General features: G+C 72.6%; 15 protein-coding genes. 10 read left to right on the top strand and 5 right to left on the bottom strand.

The features are described from left to right. Positions 1-19 precede the first annotated feature (19 nt). The 5 genes from ACFYU9_RS12450 to ACFYU9_RS12470 form a co-directional block, all read right to left on the bottom strand. Positions 20-1,108, bottom strand: a complete 1,089-nt coding sequence (locus tag ACFYU9_RS12450; protein ID WP_389204861.1) for a 2-oxoacid:ferredoxin oxidoreductase subunit beta — start codon at positions 1,106-1,108, stop codon at positions 20-22. Continuing rightward, positions 1,101-3,038, bottom strand: coding sequence for a 2-oxoacid:acceptor oxidoreductase subunit alpha (locus ACFYU9_RS12455; protein WP_389204860.1), 1,938 nt, complete (start codon positions 3,036-3,038; stop codon positions 1,101-1,103). The genes ACFYU9_RS12450 and ACFYU9_RS12455 overlap by 8 nt, the downstream gene beginning before the upstream one ends. A gap of 314 nt (positions 3,039-3,352) precedes the next feature. Continuing rightward, the gene (locus tag ACFYU9_RS12460; protein WP_389205287.1) at positions 3,353-4,012 is read right to left on the bottom strand and encodes a LuxR C-terminal-related transcriptional regulator; all 660 of its coding nucleotides are present in this window, start codon (positions 4,010-4,012) and stop codon (positions 3,353-3,355) included. A gap of 109 nt (positions 4,013-4,121) precedes the next feature. Next, positions 4,122-5,441, bottom strand: coding sequence for a sensor histidine kinase (locus ACFYU9_RS12465; RefSeq protein WP_389204859.1), 1,320 nt, complete (start codon positions 5,439-5,441; stop codon positions 4,122-4,124). A 220-nt stretch (positions 5,442-5,661) separates the two neighbouring features. Next, on the bottom strand, positions 5,662-6,846 hold the full coding sequence (locus ACFYU9_RS12470) for a sensor histidine kinase (protein ID WP_389344510.1): 1,185 nt from the start codon (positions 6,844-6,846) through the stop codon (positions 5,662-5,664). 136 nt (positions 6,847-6,982) lie between these two features. On the opposite strand from ACFYU9_RS12470, the gene ACFYU9_RS12475 reads away from it, so the two are divergent. From ACFYU9_RS12475 to ACFYU9_RS12520, 10 genes are read left to right on the top strand one after another with little or no spacing between them, the layout of a single operon-like run. Continuing rightward, complete coding sequence (locus ACFYU9_RS12475; RefSeq protein WP_389204857.1) at positions 6,983-7,426, top strand: NADH-quinone oxidoreductase subunit A; 444 nt, start codon at positions 6,983-6,985, stop codon at positions 7,424-7,426. Continuing rightward, entirely contained in the window at positions 7,417-8,004 is a 588-nt protein-coding gene (locus ACFYU9_RS12480; protein WP_389204856.1) for an NADH-quinone oxidoreductase subunit B, read from the top strand. The genes ACFYU9_RS12475 and ACFYU9_RS12480 overlap by 10 nt, the downstream gene beginning before the upstream one ends. Further along, positions 8,001-9,278 (top strand): NADH-quinone oxidoreductase subunit C, encoded by a 1,278-nt coding sequence (locus tag ACFYU9_RS12485; protein ID WP_389344512.1) that lies wholly within the window; start codon positions 8,001-8,003, stop codon positions 9,276-9,278. Before ACFYU9_RS12480 ends, ACFYU9_RS12485 begins: the two co-directional genes overlap by 4 nt. Next, the gene (locus ACFYU9_RS12490; protein ID WP_389204854.1) at positions 9,275-10,243 is read left to right on the top strand and encodes an NADH-quinone oxidoreductase subunit H; all 969 of its coding nucleotides are present in this window, start codon (positions 9,275-9,277) and stop codon (positions 10,241-10,243) included. The genes ACFYU9_RS12485 and ACFYU9_RS12490 overlap by 4 nt, the downstream gene beginning before the upstream one ends. A gap of 2 nt (positions 10,244-10,245) precedes the next feature. After that, entirely contained in the window at positions 10,246-10,827 is a 582-nt protein-coding gene (locus ACFYU9_RS12495) for a NuoI/complex I 23 kDa subunit family protein (RefSeq protein ID WP_389204853.1), read from the top strand. Next, a complete protein-coding gene (locus ACFYU9_RS12500; protein ID WP_389344756.1) occupies positions 10,827-11,420 on the top strand; it encodes an NADH-quinone oxidoreductase subunit J in 594 nt (197 codons plus the stop codon). Before ACFYU9_RS12495 ends, ACFYU9_RS12500 begins: the two co-directional genes overlap by 1 nt. Beyond that, positions 11,420-11,761 (top strand): NADH-quinone oxidoreductase subunit NuoK, encoded by a 342-nt coding sequence (nuoK, locus tag ACFYU9_RS12505; protein WP_389204852.1) that lies wholly within the window; start codon positions 11,420-11,422, stop codon positions 11,759-11,761. The genes ACFYU9_RS12500 and nuoK overlap by 1 nt, the downstream gene beginning before the upstream one ends. Then, positions 11,758-13,782, top strand: a complete 2,025-nt coding sequence (locus ACFYU9_RS12510) for an NADH-quinone oxidoreductase subunit L (RefSeq protein WP_389344514.1) — start codon at positions 11,758-11,760, stop codon at positions 13,780-13,782. The genes nuoK and ACFYU9_RS12510 overlap by 4 nt, the downstream gene beginning before the upstream one ends. A gap of 27 nt (positions 13,783-13,809) precedes the next feature. Then, positions 13,810-15,363: a NuoM family protein gene (locus tag ACFYU9_RS12515; RefSeq protein ID WP_389344758.1), complete on the top strand. Its 1,554-nt coding sequence runs from the start codon at positions 13,810-13,812 to the stop codon at positions 15,361-15,363. Then, positions 15,360-16,886, top strand: a complete 1,527-nt coding sequence (locus ACFYU9_RS12520; protein ID WP_389204850.1) for an NADH-quinone oxidoreductase subunit N — start codon at positions 15,360-15,362, stop codon at positions 16,884-16,886. Before ACFYU9_RS12515 ends, ACFYU9_RS12520 begins: the two co-directional genes overlap by 4 nt. Positions 16,887-16,933: the final 47 nt, after the last annotated feature.

Raw genomic sequence — 16,933 nt, forward strand, 5'->3', positions numbered from 1 at the left:
GTCGCCGGCCCGGCCGGTGTCAGCCGACGACCGTCCAGGTGTCCTTGCCCGTCAGCAGCTGCGCCAGGTCGCCCTTGCCCTGCTGTTCCACGGCCTTCTCCAGCTGCTCCGCCATCAGCGTGTCGTACACCGGCCGCTCCACCGACCGGAAGACACCGATCGGCGTCTGGTGCAGCGTGTCCGGGTCGGCGAGCCGTGAGATCGCGAACGCGGTCGTCGGGGAGGCCGCGTGGGCGTCGTGGACGAGGATCGCGGACTCGTTGTCCGGGGTCACCGTGACGACCTTCAGGTCGCCGGTGGCCGGGTCGCGGACGACACCCTTGTCCTGGTCGGCGCCGAAGCGGATCGGCCGGCCGTGCTCCAGGCGGATGACGGCCTCCTTGGCCTGCTCGTTGTCCTTGAGGACCTCGAAGGCGCCGTCGTTGAAGATGTTGCAGTTCTGGTAGATCTCCACCAGCGCCGTGCCGTTGTGGTCGGCGGCCTGGCGCAGCACCTCGGTGAGGTGCTTGCGGTCGGAGTCCACCGTCCGGGCGACGAAGGACGCCTCCGCGCCGAGCGCGAGCGACACCGGGTTGAAGGGGGCGTCGAGGGAGCCCATCGGGGTCGACTTGGTGATCTTGCCGAGCTCGGAGGTGGGGCTGTACTGGCCCTTGGTCAGACCGTAGATCCGGTTGTTGAAGAGCAGGATCTTCAGGTTGACGTTGCGGCGCAGCGCGTGGATGAGGTGGTTGCCGCCGATGGACAGCGCGTCGCCGTCACCGGTGACGACCCACACCGACAGGTCGCGGCGGGAGGTCGCCAGGCCGGTGGCGATGGCCGGGGCGCGGCCGTGGATGGAGTGCATCCCGTAGGTGTTCATGTAGTACGGGAAGCGGGAGGAGCAGCCGATGCCGGAGACGAAGACGATGTTCTCCTTCGCCAGGCCGAGTTCGGGCATGAAGCCCTGGACGGCGGCGAGCACGGCGTAGTCGCCGCAGCCGGGGCACCAGCGGACCTCCTGGTCGGACTTGAAGTCCTTCATCGACTGCTTGGCCTCCGCCTTGGGGACCAGCTGCAGCAGGGACTCCGTGGATCCGGCCGACTCCGTGGTAGCAGCCGACTCACTCATCGATGACCTCCTTGAGGGCCGCGGCGAGCTGCTCGGCCTTGAACGGCATTCCGTTGACCTGGTTGTGGCTGCGGGCGTCGACGAGGTACCTGGCCCGGACGAGCATGGCGAGCTGGCCCAGGTTCATCTCGGGGACGACGACCTTCTCGTACGCCTTGAGGACCTCGCCGAGGTTCTTCGGGAAGGGGTTGAGGTGGCGCAGGTGGGCCTGGGCGATGGGGCGGCCGGCGCGGCGCAGCCGGCGCACGGCGGCGGTGATCGGCCCGTAGGTGGAGCCCCAGCCGAGCACCAGCGTGTCGGCGCCGTCCGGGTCGTCGACCTCGATGTCGGGCACCTCGATGCCGTCGATCTTGGCCTGCCGGGTGCGGACCATGAAGTCGTGGTTGGCCGGGTCGTAGCTGATGTTGCCGGTGCCGTCCTGCTTCTCGATGCCGCCGATGCGGTGTTCGAGGCCGGGGGTGCCGGGCAGCGCCCAGGGGCGGGCCAGGGTCTCCGGGTCGCGCTTGTACGGCCAGAAGACCTCGGTGCCGTCGTCCAGCGTGTGGTTCGGGCCGGTGGCGAACGTCGTGGTCAGGTCCGGGAGTTCGTCGGTCTCCGGGATCCGCCAGGGCTCGGAGCCGTTGGCCAGGTAGCCGTCGGAGAGCAGGAGGACCGGGGTGCGGTAGGTGAGCGCGATCCGGGCCGCGTCGAGCGCCGCCGTGAAGCAGTCGGCCGGCGTCCTCGGCGCCACGATCGGCACCGGGGCCTCGCCGTTGCGCCCGTACATGGCCTGGAGGAGGTCGGCCTGCTCGGTCTTGGTGGGCAGACCGGTCGACGGGCCGCCGCGCTGGATGTCGACGACGAGCAGCGGCAGTTCGAGGGAGACGGCGAGGCCGATGGTCTCCGACTTGAGCGCCACTCCGGGGCCGGACGTGGTCGTCACGGCGAGCGAGCCGCCGAAGGCCGCGCCGAGCGCGGCGCCGATGCCGGCGATCTCGTCCTCGGCCTGGAAGGTGCGCACGCCGAAGTTCTTGTGCCTGCTCAGCTCGTGCAGGATGTCGGAGGCCGGGGTGATCGGGTACGAGCCGAGGTAGAGCGGCAGGTCCGCCTGCTTGGCGGCGGCGATCAGGCCGTACGACAGCGCCAGGTTCCCGGAGATGTTGCGGTACGTGCCGGTGGGGAAGGCGCGGGTGGCCGGGGCCACCTCGTAGGAGACGGCGAAGTCCTCGGTGGTCTCGCCGAAGTTCCAGCCGGCGCGGAACGCGGCCACGTTCGCCTCGGCGATCTCGGGCTTCTTCGCGAACTTCTGGCGCAGGAAGGTCTCGGTGCCCTCGGTGGGCCGGTGGTACATCCAGGAGAGCAGTCCGAGCGCGAACATGTTCTTGCTGCGCTCGGCCTCCTTGCGGGACAGGCCGAAGTCCTTCAGGGCCTCCACCGTGAGGGTGGTCAGCGGCACCGGGTGGACCCGGTAGCCGGACAGCGAGCCGTCCTCCAGGGGGGAGGTCTCGTACCCGACCTTGGCCATGGCGCGCTTGGCGAACTCGTCGGTGTTGACGATGATCTCGCCGCCGCGCGGCACGTCCCCGATGTTGGCCTTCAGCGCGGCCGGGTTCATCGCGACCAGGACGTTCGGCGCGTCGCCCGGGGTCAGGATGTCGTGGTCGGCGAAGTGGAGCTGGAACGAGGACACGCCCGGCAGCGTGCCGGCGGGTGCCCGGATCTCGGCGGGGAAGTTCGGCAGCGTGGAGAGGTCGTTCCCGAAGGACGCCGTCTCCGAGGTGAACCGGTCACCGGTGAGCTGCATGCCGTCGCCGGAGTCACCCGCGAAGCGGATGATCACCCGGTCGAGCCGGCGGACTTCCTTCGCGGAACCGTGGTCGGCCGTCGCCGGGGCGCTGCGCTGCTCCCCGACCAGGGCCTCACCGGCCTCGCTACTGACCTGGCTGGTCACTGAACTGGACCTCCCTCGCGGCAGGGTCTCTCCGTCGAGGCTCACCCGCGGAGAAGGCTCGGTGGACGACCGGGCGACCGGCCGTCCGTGGCCCACCCTACGACCGTAAGGGGGCCCTTCCCGGGACTTCTCGCATCGTGGACCTCGTTTTGAGACGCCCATAACGCCTGTTTATTGTCAATTGTCGCTCTCTGCGGCCCCCCGGGTCCACCAGGGTGTCGCGCTCCGCACATTCTTGGTCACGGAGCGGGGTGGTGCGGTACGGGCATCCCCTGACGGATCGTCAGGTATGTCTGCCCGATGGTCGCAGCTCGTCAGGAATTGAGATAGGTCAGCACGGCGAGCACCCTGCGGTGATCCCCGTCACTCGGCGAGAGCCCCAGCTTCAGGAAGATGTTGCTGATGTGCTTCTCCACCGCGCCGTCGCTCACCACCAGCTGCTTCGCGATGGCCGAATTCGTACGCCCCTCGGCCATCAGGCCGAGCACCTCGCGCTCCCGCGGCGTCAGCGCCGCGAGCACGTCCTGCTTCCGGCTCCGGCCCAGCAGCTGCGCCACCACCTCCGGGTCGAGGGCCGTGCCGCCCCGCGCCACCCGGACCACCGCGTCCACGAACTCCCGGACCTCGGCCACCCGGTCCTTCAGCAGATAGCCGACGCCCGTGCTCGAACCGGCCAGCAGTTCGGTGGCGTACCGCTCCTCCACGTACTGGGACAGGACGAGCACACCGATCCCCGGATGGTCCTTCCGCAGCCGCACGGCCGCCCGCACCCCCTCGTCGGTGTGCGTCGGCGGCATCCGCACGTCCGCCACGACCACGTCCGGCAGATCGCCCGCGTCCGCGAGGCCGTCCACCGTCTTGAGGAGGGCCTCGGCGTCACCGACCCCGGCGACCACCTCGTGCCCGAGGTCGGTGAGCAGCCGGGTCAGACCCTCCCGCAGCAGCACCGAGTCCTCGGCGATGACCACACGCACGGCGTCCGCGCCCATGTCCGTCCCTTCCCCTTGATCGCAACGAGCATCAGCATCGCAGGAGAAGGGACGCCATGGGGGTGGAAGAGGTTCAACCAGCGGGAGCGATACGTCAGGAGCGCCAGGGCAGTTCGGCCGTGACCGTCGTCGGCCCGCCCGCCGGCGAGTCCACCGCGAGGACGCCGTCCACCGCGTCGATCCGCTCCATCAGCCCCGCCAGCGCATGCCCCTGCGCGGGGGCCGCGCCGCCCGTGCCGTCGTCACGCACCTGGAGCATCAGCCGGTCCTCCGTCCGCCACACCTCCACCCAGGCCCGCCCGGCCCCGGCGTGCCGCGAGACGTTCCGCAGCAGCTCGGAGACCGTGAAGTAGGCGATGCCCTCGATCGCCGCCGCCGGCCGGGCCGGCAGGTCCACCGACACCGACACCGGCACCGCGCAGCGGGCGGCCACCGCCGAGAGGGCCGCGTCCAGGCCGCGGTCGGTCAGGACGGCCGGGTGGATGTCGCGGGCCAGGTCGCGCAGCTCCTGCAGCGCGAGCTTCACCTCGCCGTGCGCCTCGTCGACCATCGCCGCCGCCGTCAGCGGGTCGTCCGCGATCCGCTCCTTCGCCAGTCCCAGGTCCATCGCCAGCGCCGCGAGCCGGGCCTGGGCGCCGTCGTGCAGATCGCGCTCGATCCGCCGCAGATCGGCGGCGGCCGTGTCCACGACCACGCCCCGGTCCGACTCCAGCTCCGTCACCCGCGAGGCCAGCAGCGACGGCCCGAGCAGCCCCACCACCAGCCCCCGGTCCACCGTGACCAGCCCGCGCAGCACCCACGGGCCGAGCAGCACGAGCAGGAGACCCACCGCGGACGTGAGCGCCAGCTCGTACGGGGTGTCCAGGTACACGCGCCCCGACCCGTCCCCGTACAGCTGGATGCCGTCCTGGCCCACGTACGTCGGGAAGACCCACGACCACAGCGGATACGTCAGCAGGCTCCAGCTCGTCACCCACAGCGTCAGCGTCACGCAGAACGTGAACACCGCCCACGGGAAGCGCAGCAGGCAGAAGAGCAGGTGCCGCCACGACGCCCCGCTCTTCAGCGTCGCGCCCATCCACGGCAGCGCCCCGCCCGTCCGGCCCCGGGCCGGCTCCGGCGCCCGCACGTCCAGACCGAGCATCACGCGCGCCCGCGCCCGCTCCACCGCGCCGATGCCCCGGCAGACGGAGAGGCCGGCGGCCAGGACCGGGACGCCGAGGAAGGTGACGAGCAGGCCGGCGCCCACCGAGACGAAGGTGACCGCGACGACGAAGGACATGATGGCCATCGGCAGCCCGGTCATGACATAGCCGAACGCGCGCCAGGTGCGGCCTTCGAGCGGGGCGCGGAGCCCGGCGGGGAGACGGTGGAAGGCAGCCGTCGGGGCCGCGTCCATCGGGGTTGCGTCCATCGGGAGTCCGTTTCTGGGGGATCGGAGTGATGTGTTCACCCTCCCGGGAGGGCGGGGTCCGCAGCCATGAGGCGGGTCGGCGTCTCGCACCGGGGGTTTTCCCCACCTGTACGGGACGGGGGGTGTCCCTGCCCGGCCCTTATGGGACGGGGGGTGTCCCTGGCCGGCCCTTATGGGACCAGGGGTGGCACGCCCGGCCCGTGTACGGCACGGGGTGTCCCTACGCGGCCCGTACGGGGCCCCGGTCCCGCCACGGCAGCTCGGCCGTGACCACGGTCGGCCCGCCCTCCGGCGAGTCCACGACGAACACCCCGTCGACCGCGCCGAGCCGCTCCGCGAGCCCGGCCAGACCCGTACCGCCGCCGTCCAGCCGCGCGCCGCCCGAGCCGTCGTCGCGGACCTGGAGCATCAGCCGCTCCTCCTCCCGCCACACCTCCACGGCCGCCGAACGGGCCCGCGCGTGCTTCGAGACGTTCTGCAGCAGCTCGGAGACGGTGAAGTAGGCGATGCCCTCGATGGCCTCGGCGGGCCGGGCCGGCAGATCGACCGAGACCTTCACCGGCACCGTGCAGCGCGCGGCCACCGCCGACAGCGCCGCGTCCAGGCCGCGGTCGGTCAGGACGGCCGGATGGATGCCGCGGGCCAGGTCGCGCAGCTCCTGCAGCGCGAGCTTCACCTCGCCGTGCGCCTCGTCGACCATCGCCGCCGCGGCCCGCGGATCGTCGAGCAGCTTCTCCTTCGCCAGACCGAGACCCATCGCCAGCGCCACCAGACGCGCCTGGGCGCCGTCGTGCAGATCGCGCTCGATCCGCCGCAGATCGGCCGCCGCCGTGTCCACGACCACACCCCGGTCCGACTCCAGCTCCGCGATCCGCCGCTCCAGCTCGTCCGACGGCGAGAGCAGTCCGCGCACCATGCCCCGGTCGGCCGCGGCGAGACCGCGCACCACGAACGGCAGCACCGGCCACAGCACCAACAGCGACACCAGCGTCACCGTGAACGTCAGCACGCCCCACGGCAGCCGCACGAACCCGTACAGCTGGCTCCGCCACGCCACCGGATCCTTCAGCTGCGCCCACAGCCAGCCGAAGAACCCGCCCCGGTGCGGCAGCCGGCTCGGCTCGTCCACCTGCACCCCGAGCAGCCGCCGCGCCCGCGCCCGCTCCGACCGGCCCATCCCGCGCGCCCCGGCGAGCCCCAGCGCGAGCAGCGGCAGACCGACGGCCGTCACCGCCAGGCCCACGCCGAGCGCGATCGTCACGACCGCGTACAGGAAACCGGCGATCGCGCAGGGCAGGTTCGCCAGGAGGTGCCCGATCTCCTTCCAGGTGTGCCGGTGGTAGGCGAAACGCGCCGGCGGTCTGGCGGGCGGGGCCGCGGGGGGCGCCTGGGTGTCGTGGCTCATGACGGCAAGACTGCCGGTCGGGGGCCCGGCCACGCCATGGGGGAGGTGGCCGGGAGCCCAGGGGGGATAACCCCACCGGTCTCTTTCTTACGGCCTCTTTAGCAGGGCCTAGACTCGCGTCCGTAAAGAAAAAGGAATGAGACACCGAGACCGAGGGGCGGACGTGCGGGAACCGACCGTTGTCGCGGCGGGGCGAGTGACGGAGCAGGCTGCGGACTACTTCGAGACGTATTCCGTCGTCGGACTGCTCGCCGTCGTCGGCGTGCTCTTCGTCGCGGTCGCGTTCGGAGCGAACCGGCTGCTCAGGCCCGTCGTGCCGACCCCCGAGAAGCTCCTCACCTACGAGTGCGGCGTCGACCCGGTGGGGGAGGGCTGGGCCCACACCCAGGTCCGCTACTACGTGTACGCCTTCCTCTATGTGATCTTCGCCGTCGACTCGATCTTCCTCTTCCCGTGGGCGACGGTCTTCGCGGCGCCCGGATACGGGGCGACGACCCTCGTCGAGATGTTCGTCTTCCTCGGCTTCCTGGCCGTGGGACTGCTCTACGCGTACAAGAAGGGCGTCCTGACATGGACGTGACCCCGACCCCGAACCCCACCCCGCTGCCGGCCCCCACCCTCGGCCCGCTGGCCCGGCTGGCACCGGAGCCCATGAAGGTGGTCCTCAACTGGGGCCGCCGCTACAGCCTGTGGGTCTTCAACTTCGGCCTCGCCTGCTGCGCGATCGAGTTCATCGCCGCGTCGATGGCCCGCCACGACTTCATCCGCCTCGGCGTGATCCCCTTCGCGCCCGGCCCGCGCCAGGCCGACCTCATGATCGTCTCCGGCACGGTGACGGACAAGATGGCACCGGCGGTCAAGCGGCTCTACGAGCAGATGCCCGAGCCGAAGTACGTCATCTCCTTCGGCGCCTGCTCGAACTGCGGCGGCCCCTACTGGGACTCGTACTCCGTGACCAAGGGCGTCGACCAGATCATCCCCGTCGACGTCTACGTGCCGGGCTGCCCGCCGCGGCCCGAGGCGCTGCTCCAGGGCATCCTCAAGCTCCAGGAGAAGATCGCGCGCGAGAACACGGCGGAGCGGTACGGCAGCGCCCCCTCCGTCTCCCAGCTGACGAGCCCGCTGGTCGCCCCGCCCGCACCCGGAGGCCAGGCATGAGCGACTACTTCGCCGACGCCTACGCCGCCCTCCCCGACTCCGTCACCGAGCTCTTCGGCGAGGAGGCGACCGCGGAGCGGGCGTACGAGCTGCTGACGGTCGACGTGCCCACCGCCTCCTGGATCGCGGCGCTCGAAATCGCCCGCGACAAGCTGGGCCTCACCTACTTCGACTGGCTCAGCGCCGTCGACGAGCCGGGCACCGGCTTCCGGGTGTGCGCGCACGTGGCGTCGGTGGGCCCGGGCGGCGTCCGCCGCCTGCTCCTGCGCACGACGGTCCCGCACGCCGCGCCGTCCCTGCCGTCCGCGATCGCGGTGTACGCGGGCGCGGCCTGGCACGAGCGCGAGACGTACGAGATGTTCGGCGTCACCTTCACCGACCACCCGCACCTCGTCCACCTCCTCCTCCCCGAGAACTTCGAGGGCCACCCGCTCCGCAAGGACTTCGTCCTCGCCGCCCGCGTCGCCAAGGCCTGGCCCGGCGCCAAGGAACCGGGCGAGTCCCATGACCCGGCCGCCCCCAAGCGCCGCCAGATGCTCCCCCCGGGCGTCCCCGACCCCAACGACTGGGGCCCCCTCAAGGGCCAGCTCCCCCCGGCCCCCTCCCGCCCGGCCCGCGCCGCCGCCGGCGACCGCCCGGTCCGCCGCGCCCGCACGGCCGCCGACGGCTCGGCCGGCCAGACGACCACGCCGCCGGAGGCGACACCGGGCGCACCGGCGCGCAGGGCACGCAGCGCGAGCGCGGGCTCGGCGAGCCAGCGAACGGAGACGCCCGCGGCCACCGAGCCCGCCCCGGACGCGCCGACGCCCCCCGCGGGCCCGCGCCGCGCGCGGAGCGTCAGCGCGGGCTCGGCCAGCCAGCGCACGCAGACCCCCGCGCCCGCCGAGACTCCGGCCGAGCCGGCATCGGCGCCCCCGCAGACGCCCCCGGCGGGCCCCCGTCGCAGCCGCAGCGCGAGCGCGGGTTCGGCGAGCCAGCGGGACGGCGCGGCCGCCGCAGAGGAGCAGCGCCCCGCGCCCGCCCCCGCGCGCAGCGCGGACGCCCCGTGGCACCACGCGCGCCCGGCGTTCGACGAGGAGGCCGCGCCGGAGTCGGCCGCGAAGCCCGAGGCTGAGCCGGACGGCGAGCCCGAGGCCGCCGCGCCGAAGTCCGCCGCGACGCCCGAGGCCGCCGAGCCCGAGGCCGCGCCGGACGGCGAGGCCGACGCGGCGGAAGCCACCGAGTCCGAGCCCCCCACCACCCCCGAACCCCCCGCCGGAGGCGATCCCGCGTGAACGACGTACTGGACGTCGCCCTGCGGCTCATCGCCGTGTTCGTGGCGTTCCTCGTGCTGCCGCTCGTCGTGGGGCAGACCGAGCACAAGGTGATGGCCCACATGCAGGGCCGGCTCGGGCCCATGTACGCGGGCGGGTTCCACGGCTGGGCGCAGCTGGTCGCGGACGGGGTGAAGTTCGCGCAGAAGGAGAACATCGTCCCGGCCGCCGCCGACCGGCGGATCTTCAAGATCGCGCCGGCCGTGGCGCTGCTGCCGTACCTCCTCGTGCTCGTGGCGATTCCGATCGGGCCGAGCGAGGGCGCGGTCGGGCAGGTGGTCGACGCGGGAATCTTCTTCGTGCTCGCGGTGATGGGCGTCGGCGTGCTCGGCAGCCTGATGGCCGGCTGGGCGTCGGCGAACAAGTTCTCGCTGCTCGGCGCGCTCCGTACCGCCGCACAGCTGCTCGCGTACGAGCTGCCGATGCTGCTCGCCGCCGCGTCCGTGGCGATGGCGGCCGGCACCGTGTCGCTGCCCGGCATCCTGAACGGCTTCCACTGGTGGTGGGTGCCGTGGCAGATCGTCGGCGCGCTGGTGTTCTTCACGGCCGGCCTCGCCGAGCTGCAGCGCCCGCCGTTCGACATGCCCGTCGCCGACTCGGAGATCATCTTCGGCGCGTACACCGAGTACACGGGACTGCGCTTCGCGCTGTTCCTGCTCGCCGAGTACGCCGGCATCGTCGTCCTGTGCGGTCTGACCACCGTCCTCTTCCTCGGCGGCTGGCACGGCCCCTTCGGCGCCGACGGCCTCGGCTGGCTGTGGACGCTGCTCAAGACCGCCGTCCTGGCCTTCGTCGTGATCTGGCTGCGGGTCTCCTACCCGCGCCTGCGCGAGGACCAGCTGCAGAAGCTGGCCTGGACGACCCTCGTCCCGCTCGCCCTCGCGCAGATCGCGCTCACCGGCATCGTGAAGGTGGCGATCCAGTAACCATGGCACCTCAGCTCCCCCCCTCCCGGCCCGGCTTCCCCGGTTCCGGCCTCGCCAAGGGGCTCGCCGTCACCCTGCGCACGATGATGCGCAAGAACGTCACCGCGCAGTACCCGGACGCGCAGCCCGAGCTGCCGCCCCGCACCCGCGGGGTCATCGGGCTGTTCGAGGAGAACTGCACCGTGTGCATGCTGTGCGCCCGCGAGTGCCCCGACTGGTGCATCTACATCGACTCCCACAAGGAGACGGTCCCGGCCGCCGTCCCCGGCGGCCGCGAGCGCAGCCGCAACGTCCTCGACCGCTTCGCCATCGACTTCTCGCTCTGCATGTACTGCGGCATCTGCATCGAGGTGTGCCCCTTCGACGCGCTGTTCTGGTCGCCCGAGTTCGAGTACGCGGAGACCGACATCCACGAGCTGACGCACGAGCGCGACAAGCTGCGCGAGTGGATGTGGACCGTGCCCGAGCCGCCCGCGCTCGACCCGCGCGCGGAGGAGCCGAAGGAGTTCGGCGCGGCGCGCAAGGCCGCGGAGAAGGCCGCCGCCGCGCAGGCGGCCGCCGAGGCGGAGGGGGAGCAGCAGTGATCCCCGCCGCCCAGGCCCTCACGGCCCTCGCCGCCCGGACGACGCTCCCCGCCCCGGCCCCGCACGGCTTCCTCTCGCCCGGCGGCGTCGAGATCGTCTTCGTCCTCGTCGGCCTCGCCACCCTCGGCGCCGCCCTCGTCAGCGTCACCACCAAGCAGCTCGTGCACGCCGCCCTGTGGCTGGTCGTGGCACTCGGCGGCGTCGCCGTCGAGTACCTGCTGCTGACCGCCGAGTTCATCGCCTGGGTCCAGGTGCTGATCTACGTCGGCTCCGTCGTCGTCCTGCTCCTCTTCGGCCTCATGCTCACCCGGGCACCCATCGGCCGCTCCCCGGACTCCGACTCGGGCAACCGGCCGGTCGCCCTCGCCGTGGCGCTCGCCGCCGCGGCGGCCCTGGTCTGGGTGGTCGTGGACGCCTTCCGCACCACCTGGATCGACCTCGACGGGCCCGCGCAGGGCTCCACCAAGGTGACCGGCGAGTTCCTCTTCCGGCACTGGGTGCTGCCCTTCGAGGCGCTGTCGGTGCTGCTGCTCGCCGCCCTCGTCGGCGCCATCGTGCTGTCCCGCAAGAAGGCCCCGGAGGACACGGACTGATGCACCTCGCCTACCCGGCCGTCCTCGCCGTCCTCCTCTTCTCCGTCGGCCTGTACGGCGTCCTCGCCCGCCGCAACGCGATCCTGGTCCTGATGTCCGTCGAGCTGATGCTCAACGCCGTCAACCTCAACCTGGTCGCCTTCGACGTCTGGCTCCGCGACACCCTGCACGCGGGCCAGGCCCTCACCCTCTTCACCATCGCCATCGCCGCCGCGGAGATCGGCATCGGTCTCGCGATCGTCCTGATGGTCTACCGCAACCGCGGCACCTCGGACGTCGACCGCCTGCGCGACACCAGGGAAACGCCGTCCGCCGACGAGAAGGCCGAGGCCACCGCGTGACCACCACGACCCTGGCCGTCCTCGTCCCCCTGCTGCCCTTCCTCGGCTCCGCCGCCGGCCTGCTCCTCGGCCGCGCCGTGCCCGGCCTCGCCCGCCCACTGGCCGTGCTGCCGGTGCTCGCCGCCGCCGTGCTCGCCGCCGTCGTCGCCGCCCGGCAGGGCGGCGGGAAGGCGATCGACGCCGCCACCCAGCTCACCCCGACCGGCTCGGTCCCGATCGACCTGGCCCTGCACATCGACGGCTTCGCCGCCCTCGTCGCCGTCCTCGTCGGCGTGGTCGCCACCTGCGTGCAGGTCTACTCGACCGGCTATCTCCGCCACGACCCGCGCTACTCCTCGTACGCCGCGCTCGTCTCCCTCTTCACCTCCGCGATGCTGCTCGTCGTCTACTCCGGCGACCTGATGGTGCTCCTGGTCGGCTGGGAGATCATGGGCATCTGCTCGTACTTCCTCGTCGGGCACTACTGGGAGACGCCCGAGGCCCGCTCGGCCTCCCTCAAGGCGTTCCTCGTCACCAAGCTCGGTGACGTGCCCTTCCTGATCGGCCTGTTCGCGCTGGCCGCCGACGCGGGCACCTTCCGGATCACCGGCGTGCTCGGCGCCGTCGCCGCCGGCGGACTCGACCACCCCACCCTCGTGGCGCTGCTGCTCCTCGCGGGCGTGGCCGGCAAGTCCGCGCAGTTCCCGCTGCACACCTGGCTCCCGGACGCCATGGCCGGCCCCACCCCGGTCTCCGCGCTCATCCACGCGGCGACGATGGTCGCCGCCGGCATCTACTTCGTCGCCCGGCTGCTGCCGGTCTTCACCGCCTCCGCGGCCGCGCTGACCGTGCTCGCCGTGATGGCCGCCGTCACCATGGTCGGCTCGGCGCTCGCCGCGCTCGCCCAGGACGACATCAAGCGGGTCCTCGCCTACTCGACGATCGGCCAGCTCGGCTACATGTCCGGCGCCCTCGCCGTCGGCAACCGCGGCGCCGCCGTCTTCCACCTCCTGTCGCACGGCGCCTTCAAGGCGCTGCTGTTCCTCGCCGCCGGAGCGGTCATCCACGCCGCCGGCACCAACTCGCTCACCGCCATGTCCCGGATGAGCGGCCTCGCGAAGCGCGTCCCGGACGCCTACTGGACGATGACCGTCGGCCTGCTCGCGCTCGCCGCGATCCCGCCCTTCGCCGGCTTCTTCTCCAAGGAGGCCGTGCTCGTCGCCGCCGAGCACGCCGCGACCGGAGAGACGACCGCCGCCCCCGCCGGGGCCGGCTGGATCGTGCTCGTCGCCGGACTGCTCACGGCGCTGCTCACCGCCGCGTACGCGATGCGGCTGTGGCTGCTCGCCTTCCGCGGCCGCGGCGCCGAGGCCCCGGACCACGGCAGGCAGCCGATCGCCATGACGACCGTCCTGTGGGTGCTCGCGGTCCCCTCCCTCGGCTTCGGCCTGACCGCCGGATACCTCGACGACTGGTTCGACGGCAGTCCGCTGACCCCGACGCTCACCACGGCCGTCCTCGGCACCGGCCTCGCCGTCGTCGGCGCGGCGATCACCTACGCGGTCCGGCGCACCCTCGTCGCCCGCACCACGCCGCCCCCCGCGGTCCCCGCGGGCACCGCGCCCGCCCCCGCTGCCGGGGTCCTCGCCGCCCCGCACGTCGCCCACCCCGACGCCGAGGCCGGCCAGGTCGAGGCGGAGGCCCTGGACCTGCCGCACCCCGCGGTGGACCCGGCCGACCCCGGCCGCGTCCTGCTCGGCCCGCTGCACCGGCACGCGGCCGCCGGCTTCCACCTGGACGCCGTCTACCGGACCCTGTTCGTCCGCCCCGTGCTCGCCGCCGCCTCCCTGGTCCGCTTCCTGGACCGCGAGGTCGTCGACACGTACGTGAACGGCGCGGGCAGCACCGCCAAGGGCCTCGGCCGGCTCGTCCGCAGCGCCCAGACCGGCAACGTGCAGACCTACCTGAGCGCCCTGCTCGCCGGCTCCGTCGTCCTGGCGATCGTCGCCGTCGTCCTCGCCAACGTCGCCGCCGGAGCGTGAGCCGTGATCGATATCAGCGAATCCGTGATGCAGTTCCTTCTCGCGTTGATCATCGGCGGCCCGCTCGTCGGCGCCGCCGCCGCACTCCTGCCCGCCCCGCCCGGGCTGAAGGGGAAGTCACCCGAGCAGGCCGTGCTCCGGCACGGCGTGCTCGTCACCGGCGTGATCCTGCTCGCCACGATCGTCCTGGCCCTCGGCTTCGACCACGACCACCCCTCGACGATGCAGGCCACCACCGACATCAGCTGGATCAAGGCACTCGACGTGCGGATCCACCTCGGTGTCGACGGCATCTCCCTCCCCCTCCTGCTCCTGACCGCGCTCCTGACCTTCCTCTGCGCGCTCTACAGCTACTTCAAGATGCCGGCGGGCCCGTCACCCAAGGCATTCGTCGCGCTGCTCCTCGTCCTGGAAGCCGGCACCCTGGCCTCCTTCGCCGTCCTCGACCTCGTCCTGTTCTTCCTGGCCTTCGAGACGGTCCTCATCCCGATGTACTTCCTCATCGCCCGCTGGGGCGGCGAGGGCAGGCGGGCCGCCGCCTGGAAGTTCGTCCTCTACACGCTGCTCGGTTCCGTCGTCATGCTGCTCGGCCTGCTCCTCATCGGCCTGAAGGCGGGCACGTTCGACATGGTGGCACTCGCCTCTGACAACGGCCGCGGACTGACCACGTCGGTGCAGGTCATCGCCGTTCTGGCGATCGGCCTCGGACTCGCCGTGAAGACCCCGATGTGGCCGCTGCACAGCTGGCTCCCGGACGCCCACACCGCCGCCCCGACCGTCGGCTCCGTGCTGCTGGCCGGCGTCCTGCTGAAGATGGGCACCTACGGCTTCGTCCGGATCCTGCTGCCGATCGCCCCCGACGGCATGCGCACCTTCGCCCCGTACCTCGCCGCCTTCGCCGTCGCCGGCATCATCTACGGATCGCTCGCCTGCCTCGCGCTCGCCCGGCCCGGCAGCAAGGGCGACCTCAAGCGGCTGATCGCCTACAGCTCCGTCGGTCACATGGGCTTCGTGCTCCTCGGCATCGCCACCATGACGCCCACCGGCGTCAACGGCGCGCTCTTCGCCAACATCGCCCACGGCCTCATCACCGGCCTCCTCTTCTTCCTGGTCGGCGCCGTCAAGGACCGCTACGGCACCGCCGACCTCGACACCCTCGCCGGGGCCACCGGCGCCGCCCTCTACGGCCGCGCCCCCCGCCTCGGCGCGCTCCTCGCCTTCGCCGCCGTCGCCTCCCTCGGCCTGCCCGGCCTCGCCGGGTTCTGGGGCGAGATGCTGGCGCTGTTCGGCGCGTTCGACCCGGCCGCCGGCCTCAGCCGGCCGGCCTTCCTCACGTACATGGCGATCGGCGGCCTCGGCACCCTGCTCACCGCCGCCTACCTCCTCGTCGTCGTCCGCCGCGTCTGCATGGGCGGCCCACGCCCCGCCGGCGAGGCCGCGATCGCCGACGTCCAGGGGTACGAGATCGCCGCCTGGACCCCGCTCGTCGCCCTCACCGTCCTCGCCGGACTGTGGCCCGCGGTCCTCCTCGGCCTCACCGACCCGGCCGTACAGCAGCTGATCGCCGGAGGCGCCAAGTGACCCCGATTGCCGCAGCTCCCGGCGCGGTCCCCAGCCTCGTCCAGTCCGTCGACTGGCTCGCCATCGCGCCGCCCACGCTCACCGCGCTGGTCGGCGTCGCCGTCCTCGTCGCCGACCTCTTCGTACCGGCCGCGCGCAAGCAGCTCCTGGGGTGGACCGCCACCGCCGGCCTCGTCGCCGCGCTCGCGCTGCTCCTGCCGCTGCGGGACGCCGACCGCTCGACGTTCTGCCTCACCGCCGACACCCAGCTGCGGGCGTGCAGCTACACCGCCGACCAGTTCACCCTCGTCATCCAGTTCCTGGTGCTCGGCGGCGCGCTCGTCACCGCGCTGCTCTCGCTCACCGACACCCGCGACAAGCTGCCCGCGGGCGAGTACTGGTTCCTGCTGCTCTCCTCCGCCGCCGGCGCCGCCCTGCTGCCCGCCTCCCGCGACCTGGCCACCCTCGTCGTCGCCCTCGAAGTTGCCTCGCTGCCCGCCTTCGCGCTCGTCGGCCTGCGCCGCGGCGACGTCAGGTCCAGCGAGTCCGCGCTGAAGTTCTTCCTCTCCTCGGTCACCGCCACCGCCGTGACCCTGCTCGGCGTCAGCTTCGTCTACGCCGCCACCGGCACCCTCCACCTCACCGAGATCGCCCAGCGCCTCGGCGACGTGCCCGGCCAGCTCCAGGTCCTCGCCCAGACCGGCGTCGTCCTCACCCTCGTCGGCTTCGCCTTCAAGACGGCCGCCGTCCCCTTCCACTTCTGGGTGCCCGACACCTACGTCGGCGCGCCGCTGCCCGTCGCCGCCTACCTCTCCGTGGTCGGCAAGGCCGTCGGCTTCACCGGGATCATCCTGGTGACCGTCGTCGCCTTCCCCACCTACGCGGACGTGTGGGGCCCGGCGCTCGCCGCCCTCGCCGCGCTCACCATGACCGTCGGCAACGTGGCGGCCCTGCGCCAGAGCGCCACCCGCGCCTTCAGCGCCGTACGCCTGCTGGCCTGGTCGTCCGTCGCCCAGGCCGGCTACCTCCTGGTGCCGATCGCCGCCGCCGCGTACTCCGGTAACGACCAGATCGGCTCCACCGTCGCGTACGCCCTGATGTACGCCGTCGTGAACCTCGGCGCCTTCGCCGTCGTCGTCCTCGTCGCCCGCACCCACCCCGAGGCCCGGATCGCCGACTTCCGCGGCCTGTACGCGACGAGCCCGGCCGCCGCCCTCGCGCTCGGCTTCTTCCTGCTCAACCTGGCCGGACTGCCCCCGGGTATCATCGGCCTCTTCGCCAAGGTGACCGTCTTCTCGGCGGCCGTCGACGCCGGCCTCGGCTGGCTCGCCGTGATCATGGGCGTCAACGTCGTGATCGCCCTCTACTACTACCTGCGGTGGACGGGGCTGCTCTTCCGCGGGCAGGAGGACGAGCACCGGGTCACGCCGGTCCGGGCCCCCGCACCGATCACCCTGGCCCTCGCGCTGACCGCCGTCGCGGGCGTCGTGCTGTCGGGCTACCCGCAGTTCGCCCTCCGCTTCGCGGCGAACAGCCTCTTCTGACCCCCCCCACATCCCCCCACCACAGAGAACACCAAGGAGCGGAACCA

The organism is Streptomyces sp. NPDC004327 (assembly GCF_042873935.1).
Lineage (GTDB): Bacteria > Actinomycetota > Actinomycetes > Streptomycetales > Streptomycetaceae > Streptomyces.